27 protein-coding genes are annotated in these 21,927 nt (G+C 71.5%); 18 read left to right on the forward strand and 9 right to left on the reverse strand.

Going from position 1 to position 21,927, the window contains the following annotated elements; translation table 11 throughout:
- Nucleotide 1 precedes the first annotated feature (1 nt).
- On the reverse strand, nucleotides 2-463 hold the full coding sequence (locus tag ACFWIC_RS12615; RefSeq protein ID WP_327678059.1) for an Lrp/AsnC family transcriptional regulator: 462 nt from the start codon (nucleotides 461-463) through the stop codon (nucleotides 2-4).
- Nucleotides 464-614: 151 nt separating this feature from the next.
- Nucleotides 615-1,280 (reverse strand): UbiX family flavin prenyltransferase, encoded by a 666-nt coding sequence (locus tag ACFWIC_RS12620; RefSeq protein WP_329950322.1) that lies wholly within the window; start codon nucleotides 1,278-1,280, stop codon nucleotides 615-617.
- A 65-nt stretch (nucleotides 1,281-1,345) separates the two neighbouring features.
- Here ACFWIC_RS12620 and ACFWIC_RS12625 point away from each other — a divergent pair, with 65 nt between their 5' ends.
- The 5 genes from ACFWIC_RS12625 to ACFWIC_RS12645 all read left to right on the forward strand — a co-directional run bounded on the left by ACFWIC_RS12625 (nucleotide 1,346) and on the right by ACFWIC_RS12645 (nucleotide 5,467).
- Entirely contained in the window at nucleotides 1,346-2,089 is a 744-nt protein-coding gene (locus ACFWIC_RS12625; protein ID WP_329885478.1) for a cyclase family protein, read from the forward strand.
- Between the two features lie 123 nt (nucleotides 2,090-2,212).
- Nucleotides 2,213-2,929 carry an MOSC domain-containing protein gene (locus ACFWIC_RS12630; RefSeq protein WP_329950321.1) on the forward strand — a complete coding sequence of 239 codons (717 nt, stop codon included), beginning with the start codon at nucleotides 2,213-2,215 and terminating at the stop codon, nucleotides 2,927-2,929.
- Between the two features lie 182 nt (nucleotides 2,930-3,111).
- Complete coding sequence (locus ACFWIC_RS12635; RefSeq protein ID WP_329950320.1) at nucleotides 3,112-3,537, forward strand: GntR family transcriptional regulator; 426 nt, start codon at nucleotides 3,112-3,114, stop codon at nucleotides 3,535-3,537.
- Nucleotides 3,538-3,593: 56 nt separating this feature from the next.
- Nucleotides 3,594-4,481: an ABC transporter ATP-binding protein gene (locus ACFWIC_RS12640; protein ID WP_329950319.1), complete on the forward strand. Its 888-nt coding sequence runs from the start codon at nucleotides 3,594-3,596 to the stop codon at nucleotides 4,479-4,481.
- Entirely contained in the window at nucleotides 4,478-5,467 is a 990-nt protein-coding gene (locus tag ACFWIC_RS12645) for an ABC transporter permease subunit (RefSeq protein ID WP_355403288.1), read from the forward strand. The genes ACFWIC_RS12640 and ACFWIC_RS12645 overlap by 4 nt, the downstream gene beginning before the upstream one ends.
- A 108-nt stretch (nucleotides 5,468-5,575) precedes the next feature.
- On the opposite strand, the gene ACFWIC_RS12650 is transcribed toward ACFWIC_RS12645, so the two are convergent.
- On the reverse strand, nucleotides 5,576-5,950 hold the full coding sequence (locus ACFWIC_RS12650; protein ID WP_329950317.1) for a VOC family protein: 375 nt from the start codon (nucleotides 5,948-5,950) through the stop codon (nucleotides 5,576-5,578).
- A 131-nt stretch (nucleotides 5,951-6,081) separates the two neighbouring features.
- Between ACFWIC_RS12650 and ACFWIC_RS12655 the strand changes: the two genes are divergently transcribed.
- Nucleotides 6,082-6,654 carry a GNAT family N-acetyltransferase gene (locus ACFWIC_RS12655; RefSeq protein WP_380518160.1) on the forward strand — a complete coding sequence of 191 codons (573 nt, stop codon included), beginning with the start codon at nucleotides 6,082-6,084 and terminating at the stop codon, nucleotides 6,652-6,654.
- A gap of 88 nt (nucleotides 6,655-6,742) precedes the next feature.
- Nucleotides 6,743-7,498 carry an alpha/beta hydrolase gene (locus ACFWIC_RS12660; RefSeq protein WP_329885485.1) on the forward strand — a complete coding sequence of 252 codons (756 nt, stop codon included), beginning with the start codon at nucleotides 6,743-6,745 and terminating at the stop codon, nucleotides 7,496-7,498.
- Between the two features lie 68 nt (nucleotides 7,499-7,566).
- Here ACFWIC_RS12660 and ACFWIC_RS12665 read toward each other — a convergent pair whose 3' ends face one another.
- Both ACFWIC_RS12665 and ACFWIC_RS12670 read right to left on the reverse strand, forming a co-directional pair.
- A complete protein-coding gene (locus tag ACFWIC_RS12665) occupies nucleotides 7,567-8,190 on the reverse strand; it encodes a DJ-1/PfpI family protein (RefSeq protein WP_329885486.1) in 624 nt (207 codons plus the stop codon).
- An 85-nt stretch (nucleotides 8,191-8,275) separates the two neighbouring features.
- Entirely contained in the window at nucleotides 8,276-8,755 is a 480-nt protein-coding gene (locus tag ACFWIC_RS12670; RefSeq protein ID WP_329950315.1) for a diadenosine tetraphosphate hydrolase, read from the reverse strand.
- Nucleotides 8,756-8,852: 97 nt separating this feature from the next.
- Here ACFWIC_RS12670 and ACFWIC_RS12675 point away from each other — a divergent pair, with 97 nt between their 5' ends.
- From ACFWIC_RS12675 to ACFWIC_RS12710, 8 genes are all read left to right on the forward strand, one after another.
- Complete coding sequence (locus ACFWIC_RS12675; RefSeq protein WP_329885488.1) at nucleotides 8,853-9,062, forward strand: hypothetical protein; 210 nt, start codon at nucleotides 8,853-8,855, stop codon at nucleotides 9,060-9,062.
- 160 nt (nucleotides 9,063-9,222) lie between these two features.
- The gene (locus tag ACFWIC_RS12680) at nucleotides 9,223-10,065 is read left to right on the forward strand and encodes a methyltransferase domain-containing protein (protein ID WP_329885489.1); all 843 of its coding nucleotides are present in this window, start codon (nucleotides 9,223-9,225) and stop codon (nucleotides 10,063-10,065) included.
- Nucleotides 10,066-10,580: 515 nt separating this feature from the next.
- The gene (locus ACFWIC_RS12685; protein ID WP_380518166.1) at nucleotides 10,581-11,051 is read left to right on the forward strand and encodes an NUDIX hydrolase; all 471 of its coding nucleotides are present in this window, start codon (nucleotides 10,581-10,583) and stop codon (nucleotides 11,049-11,051) included.
- Between the two features lie 97 nt (nucleotides 11,052-11,148).
- Entirely contained in the window at nucleotides 11,149-12,165 is a 1,017-nt protein-coding gene (locus tag ACFWIC_RS12690) for a Gfo/Idh/MocA family protein (RefSeq protein ID WP_380518169.1), read from the forward strand.
- A gap of 29 nt (nucleotides 12,166-12,194) precedes the next feature.
- Nucleotides 12,195-13,484 (forward strand): DegT/DnrJ/EryC1/StrS family aminotransferase, encoded by a 1,290-nt coding sequence (locus ACFWIC_RS12695; protein WP_380353570.1) that lies wholly within the window; start codon nucleotides 12,195-12,197, stop codon nucleotides 13,482-13,484.
- 31 nt (nucleotides 13,485-13,515) lie between these two features.
- A complete protein-coding gene (locus ACFWIC_RS12700; protein WP_329950311.1) occupies nucleotides 13,516-14,205 on the forward strand; it encodes a methyltransferase in 690 nt (229 codons plus the stop codon).
- A gap of 4 nt (nucleotides 14,206-14,209) precedes the next feature.
- Complete coding sequence (gene hisN / locus ACFWIC_RS12705) at nucleotides 14,210-15,037, forward strand: histidinol-phosphatase (RefSeq protein ID WP_380518173.1); 828 nt, start codon at nucleotides 14,210-14,212, stop codon at nucleotides 15,035-15,037.
- Nucleotides 15,038-15,085: 48 nt separating this feature from the next.
- Nucleotides 15,086-16,651, forward strand: coding sequence for a carbamoyltransferase C-terminal domain-containing protein (locus ACFWIC_RS12710; protein WP_380518176.1), 1,566 nt, complete (start codon nucleotides 15,086-15,088; stop codon nucleotides 16,649-16,651).
- Nucleotides 16,652-16,890: 239 nt separating this feature from the next.
- Here the strand turns inward: ACFWIC_RS12710 and ACFWIC_RS12715 are convergent, their stop codons facing one another.
- Together ACFWIC_RS12715 and ACFWIC_RS12720 are read right to left on the reverse strand one after the other, a co-directional pair.
- A complete protein-coding gene (locus ACFWIC_RS12715; protein ID WP_329950308.1) occupies nucleotides 16,891-17,088 on the reverse strand; it encodes a DUF397 domain-containing protein in 198 nt (65 codons plus the stop codon).
- Nucleotides 17,057-17,908, reverse strand: coding sequence for a helix-turn-helix transcriptional regulator (locus tag ACFWIC_RS12720; protein WP_329950307.1), 852 nt, complete (start codon nucleotides 17,906-17,908; stop codon nucleotides 17,057-17,059). The genes ACFWIC_RS12715 and ACFWIC_RS12720 overlap by 32 nt, the downstream gene beginning before the upstream one ends.
- A gap of 169 nt (nucleotides 17,909-18,077) precedes the next feature.
- On the opposite strand from ACFWIC_RS12720, the gene ACFWIC_RS12725 reads away from it, so the two are divergent.
- Together ACFWIC_RS12725 and ACFWIC_RS12730 are read left to right on the forward strand one after the other, a co-directional pair.
- Nucleotides 18,078-18,716: a DUF998 domain-containing protein gene (locus tag ACFWIC_RS12725; RefSeq protein WP_329885498.1), complete on the forward strand. Its 639-nt coding sequence runs from the start codon at nucleotides 18,078-18,080 to the stop codon at nucleotides 18,714-18,716.
- A 42-nt stretch (nucleotides 18,717-18,758) separates the two neighbouring features.
- Nucleotides 18,759-18,968 carry a DUF4287 domain-containing protein gene (locus tag ACFWIC_RS12730; protein WP_329950306.1) on the forward strand — a complete coding sequence of 70 codons (210 nt, stop codon included), beginning with the start codon at nucleotides 18,759-18,761 and terminating at the stop codon, nucleotides 18,966-18,968.
- Nucleotides 18,969-18,992: 24 nt separating this feature from the next.
- On the opposite strand, the gene mqnP is transcribed toward ACFWIC_RS12730, so the two are convergent.
- Complete coding sequence (gene mqnP, locus ACFWIC_RS12735; protein ID WP_329885500.1) at nucleotides 18,993-19,898, reverse strand: menaquinone biosynthesis prenyltransferase MqnP; 906 nt, start codon at nucleotides 19,896-19,898, stop codon at nucleotides 18,993-18,995.
- Nucleotides 19,895-21,352: a menaquinone biosynthesis decarboxylase gene (locus ACFWIC_RS12740; protein WP_329885501.1), complete on the reverse strand. Its 1,458-nt coding sequence runs from the start codon at nucleotides 21,350-21,352 to the stop codon at nucleotides 19,895-19,897. The genes mqnP and ACFWIC_RS12740 overlap by 4 nt, the downstream gene beginning before the upstream one ends.
- A gap of 115 nt (nucleotides 21,353-21,467) precedes the next feature.
- Between ACFWIC_RS12740 and ACFWIC_RS12745 the strand changes: the two genes are divergently transcribed.
- The gene (locus ACFWIC_RS12745; protein ID WP_329885502.1) at nucleotides 21,468-21,881 is read left to right on the forward strand and encodes a PLD nuclease N-terminal domain-containing protein; all 414 of its coding nucleotides are present in this window, start codon (nucleotides 21,468-21,470) and stop codon (nucleotides 21,879-21,881) included.
- The last annotated feature ends 46 nt before the right edge of the window (nucleotides 21,882-21,927 follow it).

Genomic DNA, 21,927 nt, shown 5'->3' on the forward strand with positions numbered 1-21,927 from the left:
GTCACTCCCCTTCGGCGAGCGGCAGCTCGCTCACCCGGCTCTCCCATTTGGTGGAGAGTACGACGGTCGTACGGGTACGGGCCACACCCTTCGTCCCGGAGATCCGCTTCACCGCCGACTCCAGGCCCTCGACGTCCGGCACCCGGACCTTGAGCATGTACGAGTCGTCACCGGCGATGAACCAGCAGTCCTCGACCTCGCCGAGGTCCTTCAGCCGGAACGCGACGTCCTCGTGGTCGGCCGCGTCGGTGAGTTGGAGTCCGATCAGGGCCGTGACACCGAAACCGAGCGAGGCCGGGTTGACCGTCGCGCGGTAGCCGGTGATCACGCCGGCCTGTTCCAGCCGGTTGATGCGGTCCGTGACGCTCGGGCCGGAGAGGCCGACCAGTCGGCCCAGCTCGGCGTAGGACGCACGGCCGTTCTCCCGGAGCGCCTGGATGAGCTGTCTGTCCACCGTGTCCATATACCGTCCGCGTCCTTCCGAACCTCACCAGACCCACAGATCATTATCCGGATTCAAAGGTGCCATGCTCGGACCAACCCGGATATCGCAGAGAACATACTCTCCCGACTGCCGGCTCCCCACTCCCCCTCGGGCCGACGGACCCATGTCGTCAGGCCGGCCGGTCGCCCTCCCGGGCGGCCGCGCCCAACTCGCCCTCCCAGCGCCGGTACAGCGCGTGCGGCACGCCGACGGCGTCCAGCACCCGCCCGGCCACGAAGTCGACCAGCTCACGGACGGTGGAGCCGCCGGCGTAGAAGCCGGGCGAGGCGGGGAGCACGACGGCGCCCTGCGCGTCCAGCTCCACCAGGTGCTTCAGCGTCACCCCGTTGAGTGGTGCCTCGCGGACGCAGACCACCAGGGGGCGGCGCTCCTTGAGGGTGACGCTGGCGACCCGCTGGAGCAGGTCCTTGCTCAGGCCGAGCGCGATGCCGGCCACCGCACCGGTGGTGGCGGGGACGACCAGCATGCCCTTGGCCGGGTACGAGCCGCTGGACGGGCCGGCCGCGAAGTCCCCGGCGGGCCAGTACCGGACGTCGTCCAGGCCGTCCTCCGGGAGGGCCAGCCAGGCGGCGAGGTCGGTGCGCCAGTGCGCGTCGCGGAAGGAGATGCCGGTCTCGTCGAGGATGGTGAGCCGCGCGGCGCGGCTCACCACGAGGTCCACGGCCTCGCCGGCGGCGAGCAGCGCGCGGATCACGGAAGCGGCGTAGGGCGTGCCGGACGCGCCGGACACTCCCACGACCCAGGGCTGACGGACTGGCTGGTTCGGCTTTTCCATAGTGCTTACTTTCTATCCTCACGCGGCCCACCCGGCCCCGGCGCCCTCCTGGGAGGATGGGTGCCATGGCAGCGACCCTCGTCGACCTCACCCATCAGGTGACCACCGCGATGCCGGTCTACCCCGGCGACCCGGCCGTCGTCCTGGAACCCGCGCTCACCACCGCGACCGCCGGGGTGAACGTGCTGGCCCTGCACCTCGGCTCGCAGTCCGGCACCCATGTGGACGCGCCGTACCACGTGGACGTCACCTGGCCCACCCTGGACGGCCTGCCGCTGGAGCGGTTCACCGGCCCCGCGGTCGTCGCCGACCTGCGCGGCCTGGAGCCGCGCTCGGAGGTGACCGCCGAGCAGCTCGCGCCCGCGCTGGAGCACGCCGGCGAGGGCACCGTCCTGCTGCTGGCCACCGGGTGGGCCCGGCACTGGGGCACCGACACCTATCTCGCCCACCCCAGCCTGTCCGCCGGCGCGGCCGAGGCGATCGTCGCCGCCGGGGTGCGGACGGTCGGCGTGGACGCGCTCAGCGTCGACCCCACGCCCGACCCGGGGCCCGGCGACCCGGCGGTGGCCGCGCTGCTCGCCGACCTCACCGACGAGCACGACCAGCCGGCCGCCGACGAGCCCACCCTGGCCGCGCACCGGATCCTGCTCGGCGCGCCCGGCGGCGGGGTCATCGCCGAGAACCTGACCGATCTGCGGGCGCTGCTGGAGGCGCAGCGGGCCGGGCTCCCGGTCGAGATCTCGCTCTTCCCGATCCGGCTGGTGGCAGCCGACGGGGCGCCGGTCCGGGCGGTGGCCCGGCTGGGGTGACCGCGGACCGCCCCGGCTCACCCCGGACCTACCGGGAGCGACCGACCCGATCTGCCGAACCGCTTGGCCCGAAGGGCACTTGGTCTAGACCATCCCCGGCGTACGCCGGTACGCTGTCCGGCCATGGCAGAGATCATCGGAGTGATCGAGCAGCTCTGGCGCTACCCCGTGAAGTCCACCGGCGGCGAGCGGCTCGACTCCGTCGAGGTGGACGACCGCGGGCTCGCGGGCGACCGCCTCTACGCCGTGCGCGACGCCAACGGCAAGCTCGGCTCCGGCAAGAACACCCGCCGGTTCCGGCGGATGGACGGCCTGCTCCGGCTCTCCTCCCGGCTCGGCCACCGTCTGGACGGCCCCGAGCTGTTCGACCCGCTGGGCGGTCCGGTCGCCGACCCGACCGCCTTCCTGCGCGCCTACCTCCAGCGCGACGACGTCGAACTCGCCCGCGAGGACGCCGTCTCGCACTTCGACCAGCTCCCGGTCAGCGTGCTCACCACCGCCACCCTCGACTGGGTGGCCGAGGCCGCGCCGTCCGCCGTCGTGGACGTCCGCCGCTTCCGGCCCAACGTCCTGGTGCGCACCCCGCCCGGCACCCCGCCGTTTGTCGAGGACACGTGGTTCGGCCGCGAGGGCCGGACCGGCTCCCGCTCCGGCGCGCGGCTCTCCTTCGTCCGGTCCAGCGAGCGCTGCGCGATGACCACCGCCGCCCAGCCCGGGCTGCCGCACGCCCCCGAGATCCTCAAGGCCATCGCCCAGGCCCACGAGGCCCGGCTGGACGCGCTCGCCGGGGTCGCCGCCCCCGGCCGGCTCGCCGTGGGCGACGCGCTGTCCCTGCACTGACCGCCCCGCAGCTCCGGCCGCCGGCCGTACGGGCGGCCGGACCCCGCGGGCCCGGGCGCGCCGAGCGAACCGGCGGACTCCTCGTCAGACCCCGCTGACCGGCGGCAATTCAGCTTTCCCTCCCACCACTTGACTGACGCACGTCTATCCTGTCTTACTGTCGTAGGACAGGAGAACAACTGGTGATCGAGTTCGTGCTCGACGGCCGCTCGCGGGTGGCCACGTACATGCAGCTGGTGCTTCAGGTGAAGCAGGCGCTGCGCGTCGGACTGGCGCAGCCGGGGGACCGGCTGCCCAAGGTGCGCGATGTGGCGCAGTCCCTGGCGATCAACCCCAACACCGTGCTCAAGGCCTACCGGGAGCTGGAGTTGGAGGGGCTCGCCGAGGGCCGGCCCGGGGTGGGGACGTTCCTGGTCCGCACCCTGGCCGGACCTTCGCTGGCCAACCAGGCGGAACTGCGCGACGAGCTGGTGACCTGGCTGCGCAAGGCGCAGGAGGCCGGACTCACCCGCGAGGACATCACCGCACTGATCGACACCACCACGCGGGCCACGTTCGACCGGACGCCACCGGGCGACGGCCGGCACGGCAGCCGGCACACCGGCTAGCCCGTACGACATCCCGCCAGACCGCATCCTTGGGGGAACACATGACGGAAGTCGCTTTGCAGACAGACGGGTTGGGCAAGCGCTACGGCCAGACCTGGGCACTCCGGGGCTGCTCGCTACAGCTCCCCGCCGGGCGGATCGCCGCCCTGGTCGGCCCCAACGGAGCCGGCAAGTCCACCCTGCTCCACCTCGCCGTCGGCCTGCTGCAGCCCGACGCCGGACAGGTCCGCGTCTTCGGCCGGGACCCGCGGGACAACATCGACGCCCTGGCCGACCTGGGGTTCGTCGCCCAGGACACCCCGCTCTACCCGGACTTCACCGCCACCGAGCTGATCACCATGGGCAGCCGGCTCAACCGCCGCTGGGACTCGGCGATCGCCCGTGAGCGGCTCACCCGGCTCGGCATTGCGGCCGACAAGCCGGTCGGCAAGCTGTCCGGCGGCCAGCGCGCCCAGGTCGCGCTCGCCCTGGCGCTGGCCAAGAAGCCCCGGCTGCTGCTCCTGGACGAGCCGGTGGCCGCCCTCGACCCGCTGGCCCGGCACGAGTTCATGCAGGCCCTGATGGGTGCGGTCGGCGAGTACGGCACCACCGTGCTGCTCTCCTCCCACCTGCTCGCCGACCTCGAACGGGTCTGCGACCACCTGATCGTCCTGCAGACCGCCCACGTCCAGCTCTCCGGCGCGGTGGACGACCTGCTCGCCACCCACTGCCGGCTGGTCGGCCCGCGGGTCGCCGACGGCGCCGCGGTGCCCGGAGTGGCGGCGGTGATCCGGGCCAGCCACACCGAACGGCAGTCCACCCTGCTGGTCCGCACCGACGGCCCGGTCGACACCGACCGGTGGGCCGTGCACGACGTCACCCTGGAGGACCTCGTCCTCGCCTACCTGGGCGCCGCGGACACCCGCAGCACCGGCACCGCCGCCCTCCCGGAGGTGGCCGCATGATCTGGCTGACCTGGCGTCAACACCGCAAGCAGGCGCTCTGGACGGCGATCGCCCTCGCCGTCCTGGCCGCCGCCCTGATCCCCACCGGCCTCGGCATGCGGTCCACCTTCGAGGACTCCGGACTCGGGGCGTGCCTGCGCAAGCTGGGCGGCACCCAACTCGTCTCCGGCGGCGGCTGCGAGTCGCTCAGCCAGCGCTTCGAGAACCAGTACGGCGCGATGCTCTTCCTCGCCATCCTCTTCGTCCTGCTGCCGGTCCTGGTGGGCCTCTTCTTCGGCTCCCCGCTGGTCGCCCGGGAGGTGGAGAACGGCACCCACCGGCTGGTCTGGACCCAGGGCATCAGCCGCCGCCGCTGGATCCTCACCAAGTTCGGCCTGGTCGGCGCCGTCGCCCTCGTCCTGTCGGTGGTCTACTCGCTGGGCGTCGCCTGGTGGCTGGCCCCGCTGGCCGCCAACGGTGCGGGCCGGCTCGGCTACCTCTTCTTCGACGTCCAGGGCGCGGCGCCGATCGGCTACACGCTGTTCGCGGTGGCGCTCGGCATCCTGGTCGGCACCCTGAGCCGCAAGGTGCTGCCCGCGATGGGCATCTCGCTCGCCGCCTTCGTCGCCGTCCGGGTGCTGGTCGAGACCCTCGCCCGCCCGCACTTCCTGCCGACGAAGACGCTCAGCTACGCGATCGACAGCCCGCTCACGGGCAACCGCTTCACCGGTTCCTGGGTCTACCAGGAGGGCGTCCGCAACGGCGTCGGGGAACTCGTCCTCCCGGACGCCCGGGTCGGCTGCGACACCGACGGCTCCGGCGACTCCGCCGGGTGCGTGGCCCACTTCGCCCAGCAGGGCTTCGGGCCCGCGCCCTACACCAACTGGCAGGAGTACCAGCCGGCCGACCGCTTCTGGACCTTCCAGGGCATCGAGACGGGCCTCTTCCTCGCCCTCACCGCCCTGCTCCTCGTCCTGGCCGTCCGCCGCATCCGCCGCATCGCCTGAACGGAACCGCCGAGGGGCGCTCTCCGGCACACCGGCCGGGGAGCGCCCGGCCGGTCCGGTCCGGGGGTGCGCAGGGCCGGCGGCGGCCCGGTCCGGCCGCGGACGGGGTCAGCGGCGGACGGGCAGGAGGCACAGCGGGTGGCCGGCGGGATCGGCGTAGACGCGCCACCCCCCGGCGTCCCGGAGGAGGGTGCCGCCGAGGGCGAGGACGGCGGCTTCGGCGGCGGCCGGGTCGTCGACGTCGATGTCCAGGTGGGCCTGCTGGGGGTGGGCGGGGTCCGGCCAGCGCGGCGGACGGTGGTCGGCGACCCCCTGGAAGCAGAGCACCGGTCCGCCGGGGGTGTGCAGGGTGGACCACGCCTCGTCCAGCGACCAGCGCGGATCCGGCCGGTCCACCTCGCCGCCGAGCAGCCCCGCGTAGAAGCGGGCCAGCACGGCCGGGTCGGGACAGTCGAGGACGAGACACTGCAGCCGGCCGATCACGGGAATCTCCTTCGAGGGTGCGGACTGTCCGCCATTCTCCGGCCGTCAGCGTCCCGGACCGGCCCGCGCCGCCCGTCCGCCGTCCTCCGCGTCTGCTGGACAGCTCCCGCCCCGGGCCGGAGCATGATCGGATGACCACAGAAGACGGTTCGGTCCATCCGGAGGCGCCCCGGCTCGGAACGCCGGGCACCCCCGGTGCGCCCCGCTCCCCCGGCCCGGCCGTGCGGCTGGAACGGCTCGCCGCCGCACACGCGGACGCCCTCCTCGCCTTCGAACGCGAGAACCGGGCGTACTTCGCGCGTTCGGTGCCCGACCGCGGGGACGGCTACTTCACCCCGGACGGGTTCGCCGGCCGCCACGCCGCGCTGCTCGCCGAACAGGCCACCGGCGCCTGCCACTTCCACGTCGTCCTGGACGCCGGGGGCACGCTGCTCGGCCGGGTGAACCTGGTGGACGCGGCCGGCGGCAGCGCCGGACTCGGCTACCGGGTCGCCGAGAGCGCGAGCGGCCGGGGCGTGGCCCGGGCGGCGGTCGAGGAGGCGTGCCGGCTCGCCGCCACGGCGTACGGGCTCACCGCGCTCACCGCCGTGACCACCCTCGACAACGCGCCCTCGCGGGCCGTACTCGCCCGCACCGGCTTCACGGCGGTGGGCGAGGAGGTCGTCGACGGCCGGCCCGGCACGGCGTACCGGCGCACGCTCTGATCCGGTGCCCGGCGGGCCGCCCGGCGGTGGCGGATCCGCCTACCGGCCGGTAGTTCGGCGGCCCGGATTCGCGGGCAGAACAACGGATATGACGATCCCTCACCGCCTGATCGGCACCGGCGCCCACAAGGTCCTGGTGCTGCACGACTGGTTCGGCACCAGCGCCGGCTGGGGCCCGTTCCTGGACTACCTGGACGGCTCCGCCTTCACCTACGCCTTCCTCGACTACCGGGGCTACGGCGAGCGCCGGAACGTGGCGGGTGCGTACACGCTCGCCGAGATCGCGGACGACGCGCTCGCGCTGGCCGACCAGCTCGGCTGGGAGAGCTTCTCGCTCGTCGGGCACTCCATGGGCGGCAAGGCCGTGCAACAGGTGCTGGCCCAGGCACCCGGGCGGGTGAGGAAGTTGGTGGGCCTGGCGCCCGTCCCCGCGAGCGTGTACCCGATGGACGCGGCGGCCGAGAAGCTGTTCTACGGGGCGGCGGAGGACCGCGAGAAGCGGTTCGCCATCATCGATCTGGTGACCGGGCGGCGGGCCGGCCGGGTCTGGCTCGACCTGATGGTGAACCGCTCGCTGTCACTGTCCACCCGCGAGGCGTTCGGCGGCTACGTGCGCGACTGGGCCACCGCCGACCTGGTGGAACGGATCGACGGGAATCCCGTGCCGGTCAAGGTGATCGTGGGAGCGCACGACCTCGCTCTGACCGCCGAGGTGATGCGCGGCACCTTCCTGACCCACTACCCCAACGCCGAGCTGGAGGAGCTCCCCAACAGCGGCCACTACCCGATGCACGAGACACCGGTCGCGCTGGCGGCCTCCCTGGAGTCCTTCCTCCGGGGGTGACGCCTCGGCCCCGCCCGGAGGCCCGCCTGCCCGCCTGCCCGCCTGCCCGCCCGCCCGCCCGCCCCGGCCTAGCCGATCTCGCGGATCCGCTCCAGCACCGCGGGCGACGCCTTCGCCGGCGAACCGGAGTCGAACGGGGGCTGGGGGTCGTACTCGGCGTGGAGCTGGATCGCCCGGGCGGTGGTCTCGTCGGCGAGCAGCGCCACGAGCCGGAGCGCCATGTCGATGCCGGAGGAGACCCCGGCCGCCGTGACGATCCGCTCCCGGCGGACCACCCGTTCCGGCGTGTACGTCGCACCGTACGCCGCCAGCTCGCCCGCGGCCGCCCAGTGGGTGGTCGCCACCAGCCCCTTGAGCAGTCCGGCCGCCCCGAGCAGCAGCGCACCGGTGCAGACCGAGGTGGTGAACCGGGTGGTCGCGTGCACCCGGCGGATCCAGTCGGTGAACCCGGCGTCGTCCAGCAGCGGACGCGCCCCGTTCCCGCCCGGCACGAGGAGGACGTCGCACGACTCGACCTCCTCGTACCGGGCGGGAACGTCCAGTCTCAGCCCGCCCAGGGTGTCGACCACCCGGCCGGTCCCGCTCGTCGAGACGAACCGCACGACGGCGCCCGGGAGATACCCGAGCACCTGGTACGGGCCGACCGCGTCGAGCGGCTCGAAATCGTCGAAGAGCGGGATCACGATGTCCATGTTCCGCAGGTTAGAGCGGAGTTGGCACGGCGTCCGCACCCTGGTCAGCGGATTCACGAGAACGAGTGGTCTGCACCACCGGCTTTCACCTGAGCGCATCCAGCTCGGCCCCGATCGCCGCCCGGATCGGGTCCTGCGCCGGGCCGAGCGCGTACCGGTCGTCACGCCACCGGTCCGCCGGGTAGAGCCAGACGGGCACCCGGACGAGGTCCTCGGGCTCCCATCCGAAGCGCGGCCACACGTGCGCGTGCAGCATCGGGTCGGTGTTGCCGAGGATCTCCAGGTTGACCCGCCGGAACGCCGGGTCGGCCGCCCGGCACGCCCGCTCCACGGCCTCGCCGAGCCGGTCGAGGTCCTCCAGGTACGCGATCCGGCGCGCCCTCGGCAGGTCGGAGAGCCGCTCGACGCCAGGCTCGTCCGTGAGCAGGATCGCGTAGCCGGGCAGGAACTGCACGTCCCCGATCACAGCGAACCCGGCGTCCAGGCGCCGGATCACGGTCGGGTTCTCACCCCGCAGCGCGCTGCCGATGCGGTCGGACTTCCAGTCGGTGCCGTCGTCGATCATGCGGCGATGCTAGGGTCCGTCTTCAAATCTGATCAAGCGATGAGAGATCACGTCGGTTGTGGTGCGGCGTCATGAGCTTTCGGATGCCGAGTGGGATGTGTTGTCGCGGTTCCTGCCGAGGTCAGGATCTGCAGGTCGGCCGCGCAGTGACGACCGCTTCCTCGACTTCTCCGAGGCCGACCTCACCCTCCGCCCGGACGGCACCTTCACCGCCGTCCTCCTCGCCCCCTCCCCGCTCCCCACCCTGGACGGCCACTGGCACGTCCACGACGTCTACCTCGCCACCGCCATCACCGCCCTGCGGTAGCCGGTCACCGAGAAGCGGTTCCCACCACCGGTCGCACGGGAAGTCCTTCAGGAAGAGCGGAACGGCGTCGCGTTCGTCCGGGAACACCTTTGCCCGCTCCCGGCGAACGCCGCCGGCCCTCGTCACCCGCCGACTCACCCCTCGCACCCGGGAGATCGCGATGACCGACAACCCGTCCGCGCAGCACGGCGTCCCGTCCTCACCCGACCCTGACCCGCTCCGTGACGAGCACCCCGAGATCGTGGCCGGCGCGGCCGTCGACGGGAACATTCATGTCGGCTACTGGGACAGCCCGGCGGACGGACGGTCGCTCGACCAGGCCACCGACCGGCTCACCGACCTCGTGGCGGGGCGGCTGGGCGCCGCACCCGGCCGCAGTCTGCTGGATGTCGGCTGCGGAACGGGACGGCCCGCGCTGCGCATCGCCCGGGCCACCGGTGGCCAGGTGTCAGGAATCTCGGTCAGCGCCGAGGACATCGCCCTCGCACGGACCCGGGCGGATGCCGCCGGGCTCGCCGACCGGGTGGACTTCCGGTACGCGGACGCCTGCGCACTGCCTTTCGAGTCCGCGTCCTTCGACGGTGCCTGGGCGGTCGAGTCCATGATGCACATTCCCGACCGGACCGCCGCCCTCACCGAGATCGCCCGGACCCTGCGGCCCGGCAGCACGCTGGTCGTCACCGACGTGCTGCTCCGGTCGCCGGTGACCGGTGAGGCCGCGGAGACGGTCCGCCGGACCTGCCGGGCGTTCGGGTCCCCTGCGCTCCCCGAGCCGGCGGAGCTCCGCACGGCCCTCGACCGCGCCGGTCTGGAGGTTCTGGAGTTCCAGGACATCGGGGAGCACGTCCGGCGCACCTACCAGGCGTTCGCCGATGCCTTCGCGCGTGTCACCCCCTCCGTGGACGACCCGCACTACGAGTTCTTCGACTTCGCCCGTTCCCTTCCCCGGTTCGGTGCCCTCGCGGAGATCGGCTACGCCTTCGTGGTCGCGCGCCGCCGGTGAACGGAGGCGCCGGCCGGGTCGGCGGGGCCGGAGGACGGCATCGCCGGGACGCGAAGGGCGGCCGATCCGGCCAATAGAGTTCCGTCACGATCCGTCAGCGGCGGCAGGAAAGAATCGCTCAAGAATCCGCTGCCGGAGCCCCGTCGCCATGGGGCAGCCGGACCGGGCCGATACCGGACCGTGCGCGGACAAGGCCCCGCCCCGGCGATTCCGCCGGGGCGGGGCCGCGGCACACACCGGGAGGCAATCCCTCAGCACGCGACCGTTCGCCGTGTCAAGTGGAACTCAAGGCGCCCTGAAGAAGTTCGCCCTCGCACTTGTTCTCCGGGATTCGGCTAACCTCGCGGAGTGGAGAGGCAAGCTTCAGGTCGTTCATTCTCCAGTTCGAATCCAGACCGCTTCGTCCCGCCCCGACCCCGCCGTTCGGACCGCTCGCCCCCCCGCCCGTTCGGCCGTTCGTACGGGAATACTGGTTCCGAACCCCCGTGCCCGTCCGAGCGCGACGGGGGACCCTCATGACCGGGGAAGCCCGGCCCCGACCGGTGGTGGGCGCACTGATCCGTGATCCGGCCGGCCGGATCTTCGTCCAACGCCGCTCGGCCGACCGCTCCCTCTTCCCCGGTTGCTGGGACGTGGTCGGTGGAGCCGTGGAACCAGGGGAGTCCCTCCTGGACGCGCTCCGCAGGGAGATATCGGAAGAGACGGGGTGGCGGTTGCGCCGCGTTCTCGCCCGGGTGGCACACACGGAGTGGACGGGGGACGGCATACGACACATCGAGTCGGACTACCTCGTCGAGGTGGACGGAGACCTCTCCTCGCCCGCACTCGAACGGGACAAGCACACCGAGTTCGCCTGGCTGGCCGCCGAGGACGTCACGCTGCTCGACGAGAACACACTGCGCAGCGGCAGCACCTTCATCAAGGACGTCGTGACCGCGGCACACGCTTGGCGCGCCGACCCTTCGGGGAGCCGCACGGCTCTCTGAACCGTCTGCGGACACGTACGTCCGATCCGGGCTGAACAACCCTTTCCCGACTTCCCACGTCATCGTCGAGCGGTGTTCTGCGAGGGGAATATTCTGCATGCCCGGCGACAGGCTGAAGGACATCCGTCCGCGACCACGAGTGCTGATGATCGGATTTGCCGGGCATCAAGGAAAGGAGTACCTGCCGATCGTACAGGAGATTGCCGATATCGTCGGCGGCGTCGACTCCGCCCCGCCCGCCGTGCCACTCGCCGACGCATGGGGATTCCCGTACTACGGGAGCCTCGACGACGCACTGAAAGCCGTCGAATTCGACGCCGCAGTGGTCACCGTGCCTCACGGCGAGCATTTCCCGGTCTGTACGCGGCTGCTGGCGCACGGCCGGCACGTCATCAAGGAGAAGCCGTTCGCGGTCACCGAACCTGAAGCGCGCCAGCTGATACATCTCGCGCAGCAGGCCGACCGCAGCGTCTTCACACTGCTGCAACGGAACTTCGACCCGGTGTTCCGGTTCGCCCGGGACAACCTCGCGCGGATCGGGAGGCCCTACTGGTTCTCCTACGACTACCACTTCAACCTGGCTCGTCCGACCACGGGTTGGCGCGCGTCCCGGGAGCAGGCAAGGGGTGGTGTGCTCCTCGACATGGGCTACCACCTTGTCGATGTGCTCAACGGGATGTTCCCCGAAACCCCCCGGGTGCACTCGGCCTTCGTGCACCAGTACCAGGAGACGCGGGATCGCCGACTGGAGGATCTGGTCGCCCTCCTGTGCAGCTACCCGTCGAGGGGGCTGGCGGGCTCGCTGCGCATCTCGCGCCACAGCCTCGCGAAGACCGAACAGCTCTGCGTGCTCGGTTCGGAAGGCGCGTTGACCGTCGCCCCCGGCGCGGCCACCCTGCATGCCGTCGGAGGGGCCCAGTTGGAACGCTACGCCCCGGAAGGATCCAGGACCGACATCACGCGCTCCATGTTCATCCGCTACCTGGACCGCCTGGAGGACCGCGACTACCGCCGGGACCACCTCCTGCGTCAACTCGCCACCGTTCGCACGATCGACGGAATCTACCGGGCCCGATCGGGCGGGACGAGCGGACTCACCGACCGATGCGCCTGACCCACCCCGCAAGGACAGGAAGAGAGCACATGAGTACCGACGAACGGCTCGCCCTTCTCGGGGGCGCACCCGCCATCTCGCGGCCACTGCCCCACGAGGTGTGGCCGCCCCCCGCGGACGAGGCGGAGCTGTCCGAGCTGGCCGCACAGCGGAACACCGACATCTCCATCAAGGGCAACAGCGGCCCCATCGGCCGGCTCGAAGCCGACTTCCTCGCCTTCCTGAACGGCGGCGCGCGCTACGCGGTCACCTTCAACTCCGGCACCAGTGCGCTCCTCGCCGCCTACTTCGCCCTCGGCGTACGCGAGGGGGTGGATGTCGTGGGACCGGCGCTCACCTACCACGCCGCGCTGAGCCCCGTCTTCGCGCTGCGCGGTGACGTGGTCCTCGCCGACATCGACCCCGACACCCGCGGCCTGGACCCCAAGGCGCTCCAGTCCGCGCTGACCGAGCACACCAAGGTCGTCACCGTCGTCCACCAGTGGGGCCACCCCTGCGACATGGACGCGATCCTGTCGATCGCCGAACGGCACGGGCTGCGCGTCCTGGAGGACTGCTCCCACGCCCACGGCAGCCGCTACAAGGGCCGGCCGGTCGGCACCTTCGGCGACGCCGCCGTCTTCTCCCTCCAGGCCAACAAGGCCGTCTACGCCGGAGAAGGCGGCATCCTCGTCACCAGCGACCCCGGGATCCAGGACCGCGCCACCCTCCTCGGGCACTACCGGGACCGCTCCCGGGACTCCGTCCTCGACGAGGACCTGCGGGCCCACTGGGTCACGGGCTTCGGACTCAAGCTGCGCATGTCACCGTTCAACGCCATCGTCGCCCGGCATGCCCTCGCCGCCTTCCCCGCACGCAAGGAGGCCCGGCACCGGTGCCTGCGGCACCTCGGCGAGCAGCTCGCCGACGTGGAGTACCTGCAGCAGGTCCATGTCGCCGACCACGTCGACATGGGCGCCTGGTACGGCTACAAGCCGCTCTACCGGCCCCAGGCGCTGGGTGGCGTTCCACGTTCGGTGCTCATCCGGGCGCTGCGCGCCGAGGGCATGGAGGTCGGCGCCCCCTCCGGCCCCCGGCTGTCCACCCTGCCGCTCTACGCCCGCACCGAGAACCCTCTCTTCCCCGGAGTCCCGAAGAAGGCCACCACGCCGGGGGCCGACTCGCAGGCCGAGCACGTCGAGCAGCACGCGCTCTCCTTGCCGACCTTCACCGCCTGGCCCGACGACACGGTGCTCATCGACCAGTACGCCGAGGCGTTCCGCAAGATCGGCCGTCACCGCGAAGCGCTGGTCCGGTACGCCGCCGAGCTGCCCCGATGACCGAAACCGCACTGCCGAAGAGGGAGCGGGCATGACTGTCGAAGAGTCGCCGGAGGACGTGGCGAGGGCCCTGCAGCACGCCCTCGCCGGTGACGACCTGCCGGACACCTTCACCCTGCTGGGACGGGAATGGAGCCTGCACCGGGGTGTCTGGCCCAGCACGCTGAGCGCGGCCACCGAGGTGATGGCCTCGGTGGTGCCCTATCCCCGGGACGGCTCGTTCCTGGAGGTCGGCTGCGGTACGGGCGTCATCGCCGTCACCGCCGCACTCAGCGGCTGTGCCTCCGTCACCGCACTGGACGTCAACGAGAAGGCCGTGGCCAATACCGTCGCCAACGCCGAGCGGCACGGTGTGGGCGACCGGGTCCGCGCCCTCCACAGCGACATGTACACGGCGCTCGATCCCCTGAGCCGCTTCGACACGATCTTCTGGAACGTGCCCTGGACCTATGTGGAGGACGGCTTCGCCCTCTCCAGCGACATCCACACCGCCGTCTTCGACCCGGGCTACCGGGGCCAGGCCCGCTACCTCGCCGGGGCGCACGAGCACCTGACCGACGGCGGCCGGCTGCTGCTGGGCACCGCCCACCTCGGGGACCGTGAACGGCTCGACGTGCTCGCCGGTGAGGCCGGCCTGCGGATCGACATGCTGCGCAAGGTCCGCCGGATCGAGGAAGTGGGCGTCATGGAGTACCACCTGCTCGAACTGCGAACGAGGTGATCCGGTGACGCCGCCCGTGCCACCGGAGGACGACCTCGAACTGGCCCTCCGTCTGGGCGACCTCGCCGACGGGCTCACCGTCCGCCGCTTCCACGCCCTCGACCTGCGGGTCCGGGAGAAGCCGGACCGTACACCCGTGACCGACGCGGACACCGCCGTCGAGACGGCCGTCCGCGCGGAACTGCGGTCCGCCCGCCCCGATGACGCGTTCGCCGGGGAGGAGACCGGCGGCTCCGTCTCCTCCGGGCGCACCTGGCTGGTCGACCCCATCGACGGCACCAAGAACTTCCTGCGCGGCGTACCGGTCTGGGCCACGTTGATCGCCCTGCTGGAGGACGATCGCCCCACCGTCGGCGTGATCAGCGCCCCCGCCCTGCACAGCCGCTGGTGGGCGGCGGCGGACCGGGGCGCCTGGCTGCGCCGGGGACCGGCCGGCACCGCCCCCGTGCGCCTGGGGGTCTCCGGCCGCACCCGCCTCGACCAGGCATACCTCTCCACCACCAGCACCCGGACCTGGGACGTCTTCCACTCACGTGCGGCCTATCTGCGCCTGGCCGAAGCCTGCTGGGAGGACCGTGCCTTCGGCGACTTCCTCCAGCACTGCATGGTCGCCGAGGGAACGCTCGACATCGCGGCCGAACCGGTCGTCAACCCCTGGGACATCGCCGCGGTACAGGTTCTCGTGGAGGAGGCCGGCGGCCTCTGCACCGACCTCCTGGGCACCTCGCCCCGGAACGGCACCGGCGCCCTGTCCGCCAACCCGCGGTTGCACCGGCTCGCCCTGAAGGCCCTCTCCGCGCCGCCCGCAGCACCCGGGCCGCCCGGCCCCTGAGCCCGCCCCGAACCGTCGGACGCGGAACCCACCGAGAAACGGACCATCATGCTGATTCTTTCCCTCAAGGAAGGCCATGACGGGGCGATCGCGGCCGTCGACGACGGCAGGCTGCTCTTCTCCCTGGAAGCGGAGAAGGACTCGTTCCTCCGCTACAGCAATCCGACGGCCGAACTGTTCGCGACGGCGGCGGACCGGCTGGACAGGCAGCCCGACGTCGTCGCCGTGAGCGGCTGGATCAAGGGCACCCAGTGCACCGACCAGGCTTCGCGCGCCGGGTACTTCGGTGTGGGCGCATCCGCGATCACGGACGAGGCCGGCCGGTTCTTCGGCAAGGCCGTGCGCGTCTTCTCGTCCACCCATGAGCGCTCCCACATCATGACGTCCTACGGCATGTCGGCACTCCGCCGGGACCAGCCCTTCTACAGCCTGGTGTGGGAGGGGAACATCGGCTCGTTCTACCGGATCGACCAGCACGGGAAGGTGACCCATCTCAAGGAGGTGCTCAACTACCCCGGCAACAAGTACTCCTACGGCTTCGCGCTCGCCGACCCGAAGTTCAGTCCGCACCAGGAGTTCGTCCGGTTCCAGGACGCGGGGAAGCAGATGGCCCTGGCCGGATTCGCCGAGAACCGGCCGGCGACCCGGGCGGAACAGGACGTGATCGACTTCGTCCTCGGCCAGAAGGAGGTCATCACCGGGAGCCTGAAGGACCGGATGACCGATTCCCCCTTCCACAACGTCGGTGTGGAATCGAGCGCTTACAAGAACCTGGCGGCCCGGCTCTCGGACGCCATCTTCGACCGCTTCCACGCGTACGCCCGGGAGCACCTGACCGAGGGAATCCCGCTGCTCATCTCCGGGGGCTGCGGGCTCAACTGCGAGTGGAACCGGCGCTGGCGCGAGTGCGGGCTCTTCCCCGCGGTCTTCGTTCCGCCGTGTCCCAACGACAGCGGCTCCGCGATCGGCACCGCCATCGACGCCCAGCACTTCTACACCGGGTCGGCCGACCTGGAGTGGGACGTCTACGCGGGCGGCGAATTCGTGGAGGACATCGCGTTCGACCCGCAGCGCTACGAGATCCGCCCGCTGGACCACGGCGAGGTCGCCCGCCACCTCCGCGACGGGAAGATCATCGGCTGGGCGCGGGGCCGCTGGGAGATCGGCCCCCGCGCCCTCGGGAACCGGTCGATCCTGGCCGCTCCCTTCACCGAGGAGACCACGGCCAGCCTCAACGGGATCAAACAGCGCGAAAGCTACCGCCCCATCGCCCCGATCTGCCTGGAGCAGGAAGCGGGCCGCTGGTTCGGCGGTGGCCTCCCCGACCCCTACATGCTGTACTTCAGCCGGGTCGAATCCGCCGACCTGCGCGCGGTGACCCACGTCGACGGAACGGCCCGCACCCAGACCGTCGACCCGACCGCGAACCCGGCCATGGGTGCACTGCTGACCGCCTTCGGCGAACTCACCGGATTCAGCGTCCTCTGCAACACTTCGCTCAACTATTCGGGACGCGGGTTCATCAACCGGAGCAGCGACCTGATCGCCTACGGCGAGCTGCACGGACTGGACGGGTACGTCGTGAACGACGTCTTCGTCACACCGCGACGCTAGGGCCGGCTGCGCGCGCGGGTGTCTGGCGGGCACCCGGCGGGCACCCGGCGGGTGCTCGGCCGCGACCAGGTCGGCGGCACGGCCGGGCACCCGCCCCGCCCACCGCTTTGCGCCCCGCGCCGGTCCCCGGCATCGGAGGACCTCGCAGGACGGCCGCGCCTGCCAGTAGCGCCCCCGAACGGCTCGAAGGCCGCCCCCGGTGATTCGGGGACGGCCTTCGCTGCGAGTCGGTGAGTGCGTCAGCCGGCGTCGAACTCGCCGTCGGCGGTGGCGGTCACGAAGGACTGCCACGCCGCCGGGGTGAAGCGCAGTCGCGGACCCTGCGGGTCCTTCGAGTCACGGACCGAACCGGGGCGCGCGTCGTCCACCTCGATGCAGTTGTCGTTTGCGTTGCCGCTGCTGTAACTACTCTTGCGCCACTGCTCGGTTCGCTGCATCCGCGTGGTCCTCCGCCGCCGATTCGATCAGGGCCAGGGACGCCTCCGGCGACAACGCGGCAGCCCTGACCAGATCGTAGGCCAGCGAGCACTGGTCGACCAGCGCCGGATCGTCCACCAGATTCCCCGTGAGAAGCCCTTCGACATAGGCCGTCGGCGGCGCATCCTCGAAGGTCATCAGGCTGAGGGAGCCGACCATCAACGAGTGCGCACCCGCCGTCAGCGGAACCACTTGGATGAGTGCCTTGCGCGCCTGGAACAGAGCGGCAAGATACCTCAACTGGCCTGCCATCACAGCCTCGCCGCCGACGGGGCGCCTCAGCACCGCCTCGTCCAGGACCGCCCAGTACATGGGCGCGGACTTCCGATCGAGCAGCTCGGCCCGCGACATCCGGGCCGCGACCATCTCCTCGTTCTCGGCCGCCTTCCGCAGCGGCTGCGCCGACTCGAACAACGCCCTCGCGTAGTCGGGCGTCTGCAGCAGGCCCGGCACCAGCAGCGGGGAGAACTCGCTGATGGTCAGCGCCAGTCCCTGCAACTCGGCGGCGTGCCGGAAGTAGTCGGCGTAGCGCGAGGACTTCCGGTACATCTCGTAGACGCGCAGGAAGTGGCCGCCGGTGCTGAGCACGTCGTCCAAGCGCACCGACATGTCCTCCTGCGGGTTCCGGACCGCCCCCTCCAGCAGGCCGACGTACGCGCCCGAGCAGAACAGCAGCTTCCCCAGCGCCTCCTGCGAGAGCCCCGCCTCCTCCCGCAGCCGCTTGATCTCCTCGCCCCAGAACGCGCGGGGCGAACGGGACGGGTCGAGTTCCCTGGCCATGTGCCAAATCCCTTCAAGGAACCGGTGCTCGGGCCTTCCGGTGGCAACGCTAGCCACGCAGAGGAACGACTGGGACACGAACAGCAATAGTGTGCTTGTCTCATCGAGAGTGACCCGGATCACATCGCCGGTCCCGATGAGTTCTCGCGCCGCCCCCGGTCCTACTGGCATGACGAACACGATGGCAGCGCCGATCACCCCGACCGCCCCGGCCGACCGCGCCCGCTCCACCACCCGCGCCCTGCTGGCCGCCGGCGCCGCCGCCGGGCCGCTCTTCCTCGCCGTCGGCGTCGTCGGGGGCCTGACCCGCGAGGGCTTCGACTTCACCCGCAACGCGCTCAGCCAGCTGAGCCTCGGCGACCTCGGCTGGATCCAGCAGACGGCGTTCCTCCTCACCGGTCTGCTCACCGTCACGGGCGCCGTCGGGCTGCGGCTCGCGCTGCCCGCCGGCGTCTGGGCGCCGCGACTCGTCGGGGTGTTCGGCGCGGCCTTCGTCCTGGACGGGTTCTTCGCGGCCGACCCCGGAGCCGGGTTCCCGGTCGGGGCGCCCGAAGGGCGGGTGACGGAGCTGAGCGCGCACGGCACCGTCCACCTGATCGGCGGGGCGGTGGGCTTCCTCGCCCTGTGCGCGGCCTTCCTCGTCCTCGCCCGGCACCTGGACCGCGGCTGGGCGCTCGCCTCCCGCCTGGTGGCCGCCGCCGTGCTCCTCGGCTTCGCCGCATCGGGGGCCACGGTGCTGGCCTTCACCCTGGGCGCCGCGCTCGGGCTCGGCTGGCTCACCGCTGTCACCGTCAAGCTGAATGCGTGAAGATCGAACTCCCAAGACCGTTCGGACGTCAGGAGAATCCCCATGGCCCTCCCCGGCAACGGCCCCGCCAGCTACTTCCCCTCCATCGAGGAGAAGTACGGCCACCCCGTCTCCCACTGGAAGGAGCTGATCCGCTCCTCCCCGCTCAGCAAGCACGCGGAGCTGGTCGCCTGGCTCAAGGCCGAGCACGGCCTCGGCCACGGCCACGCCAACGCGCTCGTCAAGCACACGCTGGACGAGTCGAAGGGCTGACGCCCCGGAGGGCGCGGCCCCTGCTCAGATGCCGAGGCCGCGCACCACCAGGTCGACCAGCGCGAAGAAGAACAGCGAGATCCCGACGAACCCGTTGGTCTGGAAGAACGCCCGGTTCAGCCGCGAGAGGTCGTGGGGCTTCACGATGGTGTGCTCGTAGACGAAGGCGCCCGCGACCACCAGCAGCCCCACCCAGAACGCCGGCCCGGCGTCCGTCAGCACCGCGTACCAGCCGAGCAGCAGCGTGGTGACCACGTGGCAGCCGCGCGCGCCCCGGATGGCCGCCGGGACGCCGAACCGGGCCGGCACCGACCGCACGCTGCCCGCCCGGTCGGACTCCACGTCCTGGCAGGCGTAGATGAGGTCGAAGCCGCCGATCCAGATGCCGACCGCCGCACCGAGCACCACCGCGTCCCAGGACCACGTGCCGGTGACGGCCAGCCAGGCGCCCACCGGTCCCATCGCCTGGGCGATCCCCAGGATGGCCTGCGGGAAGTCGGTGAACCGCTTGCCGTACGGGTAGACCACCATCGGCACCACGGCGACCGGCGCGAGCACCAGGCAGAGCGGGTTCAGCAGGGCCGCCGCGCCCAGGAAGACGATCAGCGCGACCGCCGAGCCCACGTACGCGGTCTTCAGCGAGACGGCGCCCGTGACCAGTTCACGCCCGGCGGTGCGCGGGTTCCGGGCGTCGATCTCCCGGTCGATGATCCGGTTGGCCGCCATGGCGAAGGTCCGCAGTCCGACCATGCAGACGGTGACGACGAACAGCTCGCCCCAGTGCACCCGCTCGTCGGACAGGAACATCGCGGTCAGCGCCGCGATGTAGGCGAAGGGCAGGGCGAAGACCGAGTGCTCGATCATCACCAGCCGGAGGAAGCTCTTGACCTTCCCGGGCGGGACCTCGGGGAGGGCTGCCGCCGTGCTCACAGGCCGTACTCCTTCCAGCGACGGTCCACCAGGGCGGCGGTCTCGGGGTCGGAGGAGACCATCTCGGGCCAGCCGCCGTCCCGGGTGTAGCCCTCCGTGGGCAGCTTGCGGGTCGCGTCGATGCCCGCCTTGCCGCCCCAGAACTGCTGGTAGGAGGCGTGGTCGAGGTGGTCCACCGGACCCTCGACGACGGTCAGGTCGCGGCTGTAGTCGACGTTGCCGAAGGCCCGCCAGGCGACTTCCTGGTAGTCGTGCACGTCGCAGTCGGCGTCCACCACGATGATCAGCTTGGTCAGCGACATCATGTGCGCGCCCCAGATGGCGTGCATCGTCTTCTGGGCGTGCTTCGGGTACTTCTTGTCGATCGAGACGATCACGCAGTTGTGGAAGCCGCCCGCCTCGGGCAGGTCGTAGTCGACGATGTCCGGGATGATGATCTTCAGCAGCGGCAGGAAGAACCGCTCGGTGAACTTGCCCAGCGGGCCGTCCTCGGTCGGCGGGCGGCCGACCACGATGGACTGCAGGATCGGACGGCGGCGCATCGTCACGCAGTCGATCGTCAGCGCCGGGAACGGCTCCTGCGGCGTGTAGAAGCCCGTGTGGTCGCCGAACGGGCCCTCGGGCAGCAGCTCCCCGGGCTCCAGCCACCCCTCCAGGACCACCTCGGCGTCGGCCGGCACCTGGAGCGGCACGGTCTTGCAGTCGACCATCTTCACCCGCTCCCCGGCGACGAAGCCGGCGAACAGGTACTCGTCGATGTCGCCCGGCAGCGGGGCGGTGGCCGCGTAGGTGACGGCCGGCGGGCAGCCGAAGGCGATCGCGACCGGCAGCCGCTCACCCCGCGCGGCGGCCACCGCCGCGTGATTGCGGCTGTCCTTGTGGATCTGCCAGTGCATGCCGATGGTCCGCCGGTCGTGCCGCTGGAGGCGGTACAGACCGAGGTTGCGGATGCCGGAGTCCGGGTCCTTCGTGTGGGTGAGGCCCAGGTTGAAGAACGACCCGCCGTCCAGCGGCCAGGTGAAGAGCGCGGGCAGCTCGTCCAGGTTGACGTCCTCGCCGGTGAGCACGACCTCGTGCACCGGCGCGTCACCGGACTTCACGTTCCGCGGCGGCACGTGGGCCATCGAGGCGAGCTTGCCGAAGGCGTCCCGGAACCCGGTGAAGCCCTGCGGCAGCTCCGGCTTCAGCAGACCGGCGATCTTCTCGGAGATCTCCTCCGGGCCCTTGAGCCCGAGGGCCTTGGCCAGCCGGCGCTCGGTGCCGAAGACGTTCATCGCCAGCGGCATCGAGGAACCCTTGACGTTCTCGAAGAGCAGCGCGGGGCCCTTGGCCTTCTGCACCCGGTCGACGATCTCGCCGACCTCCAGGTACGGGTCCACCTCCGCCTTGATGCGCTTGAGGTCGCCTTCGCGGTCGAGGGCCCGCAGGAACGAGCGGAGATCGTCGTATGCCATGCCAGCCAGTATCCGCCACCCGCTAGCCTGGCCTGTGTCAAGGGCCCCCCTGAAGCGTCCCGCCGCTCCAGGAGTCGCCCGCCCGCCACCGCCGTCGCCGGGGGAGATCGCCGCCGTGCTGAGGATTCTGACCTTCGTACTCCCGCTCGCCCTGTGGGTGTGGGCCTTCATCGACTGCCTGACCACCCCCGAGGACGAGGTGAAGCACCTGCCGAAGGTGGTCTGGGTGATCATCGTGCTGCTCTTCCCGCTGGTGGGGTCGATCGCCTGGCTGGTGGCCGGCAAGCAGCGCAACGCCCCGCGGACCGCCGGTGCGGGCCGCCACGTGAACGGCGACGGCGGCTCCGGGTTCGACCGCCCGCGCGGAGGCCGGCCGCTCGCGCCGGACGACGACCCGGAGTTCCTGGCGTCGTTGAAGAAGGACGACAAGAAGCACGAGGACATGCTCAAGCAGTGGGAGGCGGATTTGCGCCGCCGCGAGGAGGAGCTGCGCGGCAGGGAGGATCCGGAGGACGGCCGGAGGAGCTGACCCCCCGTAGCTCGGACAGCCCACCCGGTACCCACCGGGTGGGCTG

This window comes from Kitasatospora sp. NPDC127035 (assembly GCF_042726075.1).
Taxonomy (GTDB): domain Bacteria; phylum Actinomycetota; class Actinomycetes; order Streptomycetales; family Streptomycetaceae; genus Kitasatospora.

Excerpts from the sequence above, each read along its gene's own strand:
- ACFWIC_RS12660 (WP_329885485.1), top strand. The coding sequence starts at position 6,743 with ATGACGATCCCTCACCGCCTGATCGGCACCGGCGCCCACAAGGTCCTG.
- ACFWIC_RS12695 (WP_380353570.1), top strand. The coding sequence starts at position 12,195 with ATGAGTACCGACGAACGGCTCGCCCTTCTCGGGGGCGCACCCGCCATC.
- ACFWIC_RS12690 (WP_380518169.1), top strand. The coding sequence starts at position 11,149 with ATGCCCGGCGACAGGCTGAAGGACATCCGTCCGCGACCACGAGTGCTG.
- ACFWIC_RS12720 (WP_329950307.1), bottom strand. The coding sequence starts at position 17,908 with ATGGCCAGGGAACTCGACCCGTCCCGTTCGCCCCGCGCGTTCTGGGGC.
- ACFWIC_RS12725 (WP_329885498.1), top strand. The coding sequence starts at position 18,078 with ATGACGAACACGATGGCAGCGCCGATCACCCCGACCGCCCCGGCCGAC.
- ACFWIC_RS12625 (WP_329885478.1), top strand. The coding sequence starts at position 1,346 with ATGGCAGCGACCCTCGTCGACCTCACCCATCAGGTGACCACCGCGATG.
- ACFWIC_RS12655 (WP_380518160.1), top strand. The coding sequence starts at position 6,082 with ATGACCACAGAAGACGGTTCGGTCCATCCGGAGGCGCCCCGGCTCGGA.
- ACFWIC_RS12700 (WP_329950311.1), top strand. The coding sequence starts at position 13,516 with ATGACTGTCGAAGAGTCGCCGGAGGACGTGGCGAGGGCCCTGCAGCAC.
- ACFWIC_RS12645 (WP_355403288.1), top strand. The coding sequence starts at position 4,478 with ATGATCTGGCTGACCTGGCGTCAACACCGCAAGCAGGCGCTCTGGACG.
- ACFWIC_RS12670 (WP_329950315.1), bottom strand. The coding sequence starts at position 8,755 with ATGATCGACGACGGCACCGACTGGAAGTCCGACCGCATCGGCAGCGCG.
- ACFWIC_RS12730 (WP_329950306.1), top strand. The coding sequence starts at position 18,759 with ATGGCCCTCCCCGGCAACGGCCCCGCCAGCTACTTCCCCTCCATCGAG.
- ACFWIC_RS12710 (WP_380518176.1), top strand. The coding sequence starts at position 15,086 with ATGCTGATTCTTTCCCTCAAGGAAGGCCATGACGGGGCGATCGCGGCC.
- ACFWIC_RS12715 (WP_329950308.1), bottom strand. The coding sequence starts at position 17,088 with ATGCAGCGAACCGAGCAGTGGCGCAAGAGTAGTTACAGCAGCGGCAAC.
- ACFWIC_RS12680 (WP_329885489.1), top strand. The coding sequence starts at position 9,223 with ATGACCGACAACCCGTCCGCGCAGCACGGCGTCCCGTCCTCACCCGAC.
- ACFWIC_RS12630 (WP_329950321.1), top strand. The coding sequence starts at position 2,213 with ATGGCAGAGATCATCGGAGTGATCGAGCAGCTCTGGCGCTACCCCGTG.
- ACFWIC_RS12620 (WP_329950322.1), bottom strand. The coding sequence starts at position 1,280 with ATGGAAAAGCCGAACCAGCCAGTCCGTCAGCCCTGGGTCGTGGGAGTG.
- ACFWIC_RS12665 (WP_329885486.1), bottom strand. The coding sequence starts at position 8,190 with ATGGACATCGTGATCCCGCTCTTCGACGATTTCGAGCCGCTCGACGCG.
- ACFWIC_RS12740 (WP_329885501.1), bottom strand. The coding sequence starts at position 21,352 with ATGGCATACGACGATCTCCGCTCGTTCCTGCGGGCCCTCGACCGCGAA.
- ACFWIC_RS12685 (WP_380518166.1), top strand. The coding sequence starts at position 10,581 with ATGACCGGGGAAGCCCGGCCCCGACCGGTGGTGGGCGCACTGATCCGT.
- ACFWIC_RS12615 (WP_327678059.1), bottom strand. The coding sequence starts at position 463 with ATGGACACGGTGGACAGACAGCTCATCCAGGCGCTCCGGGAGAACGGC.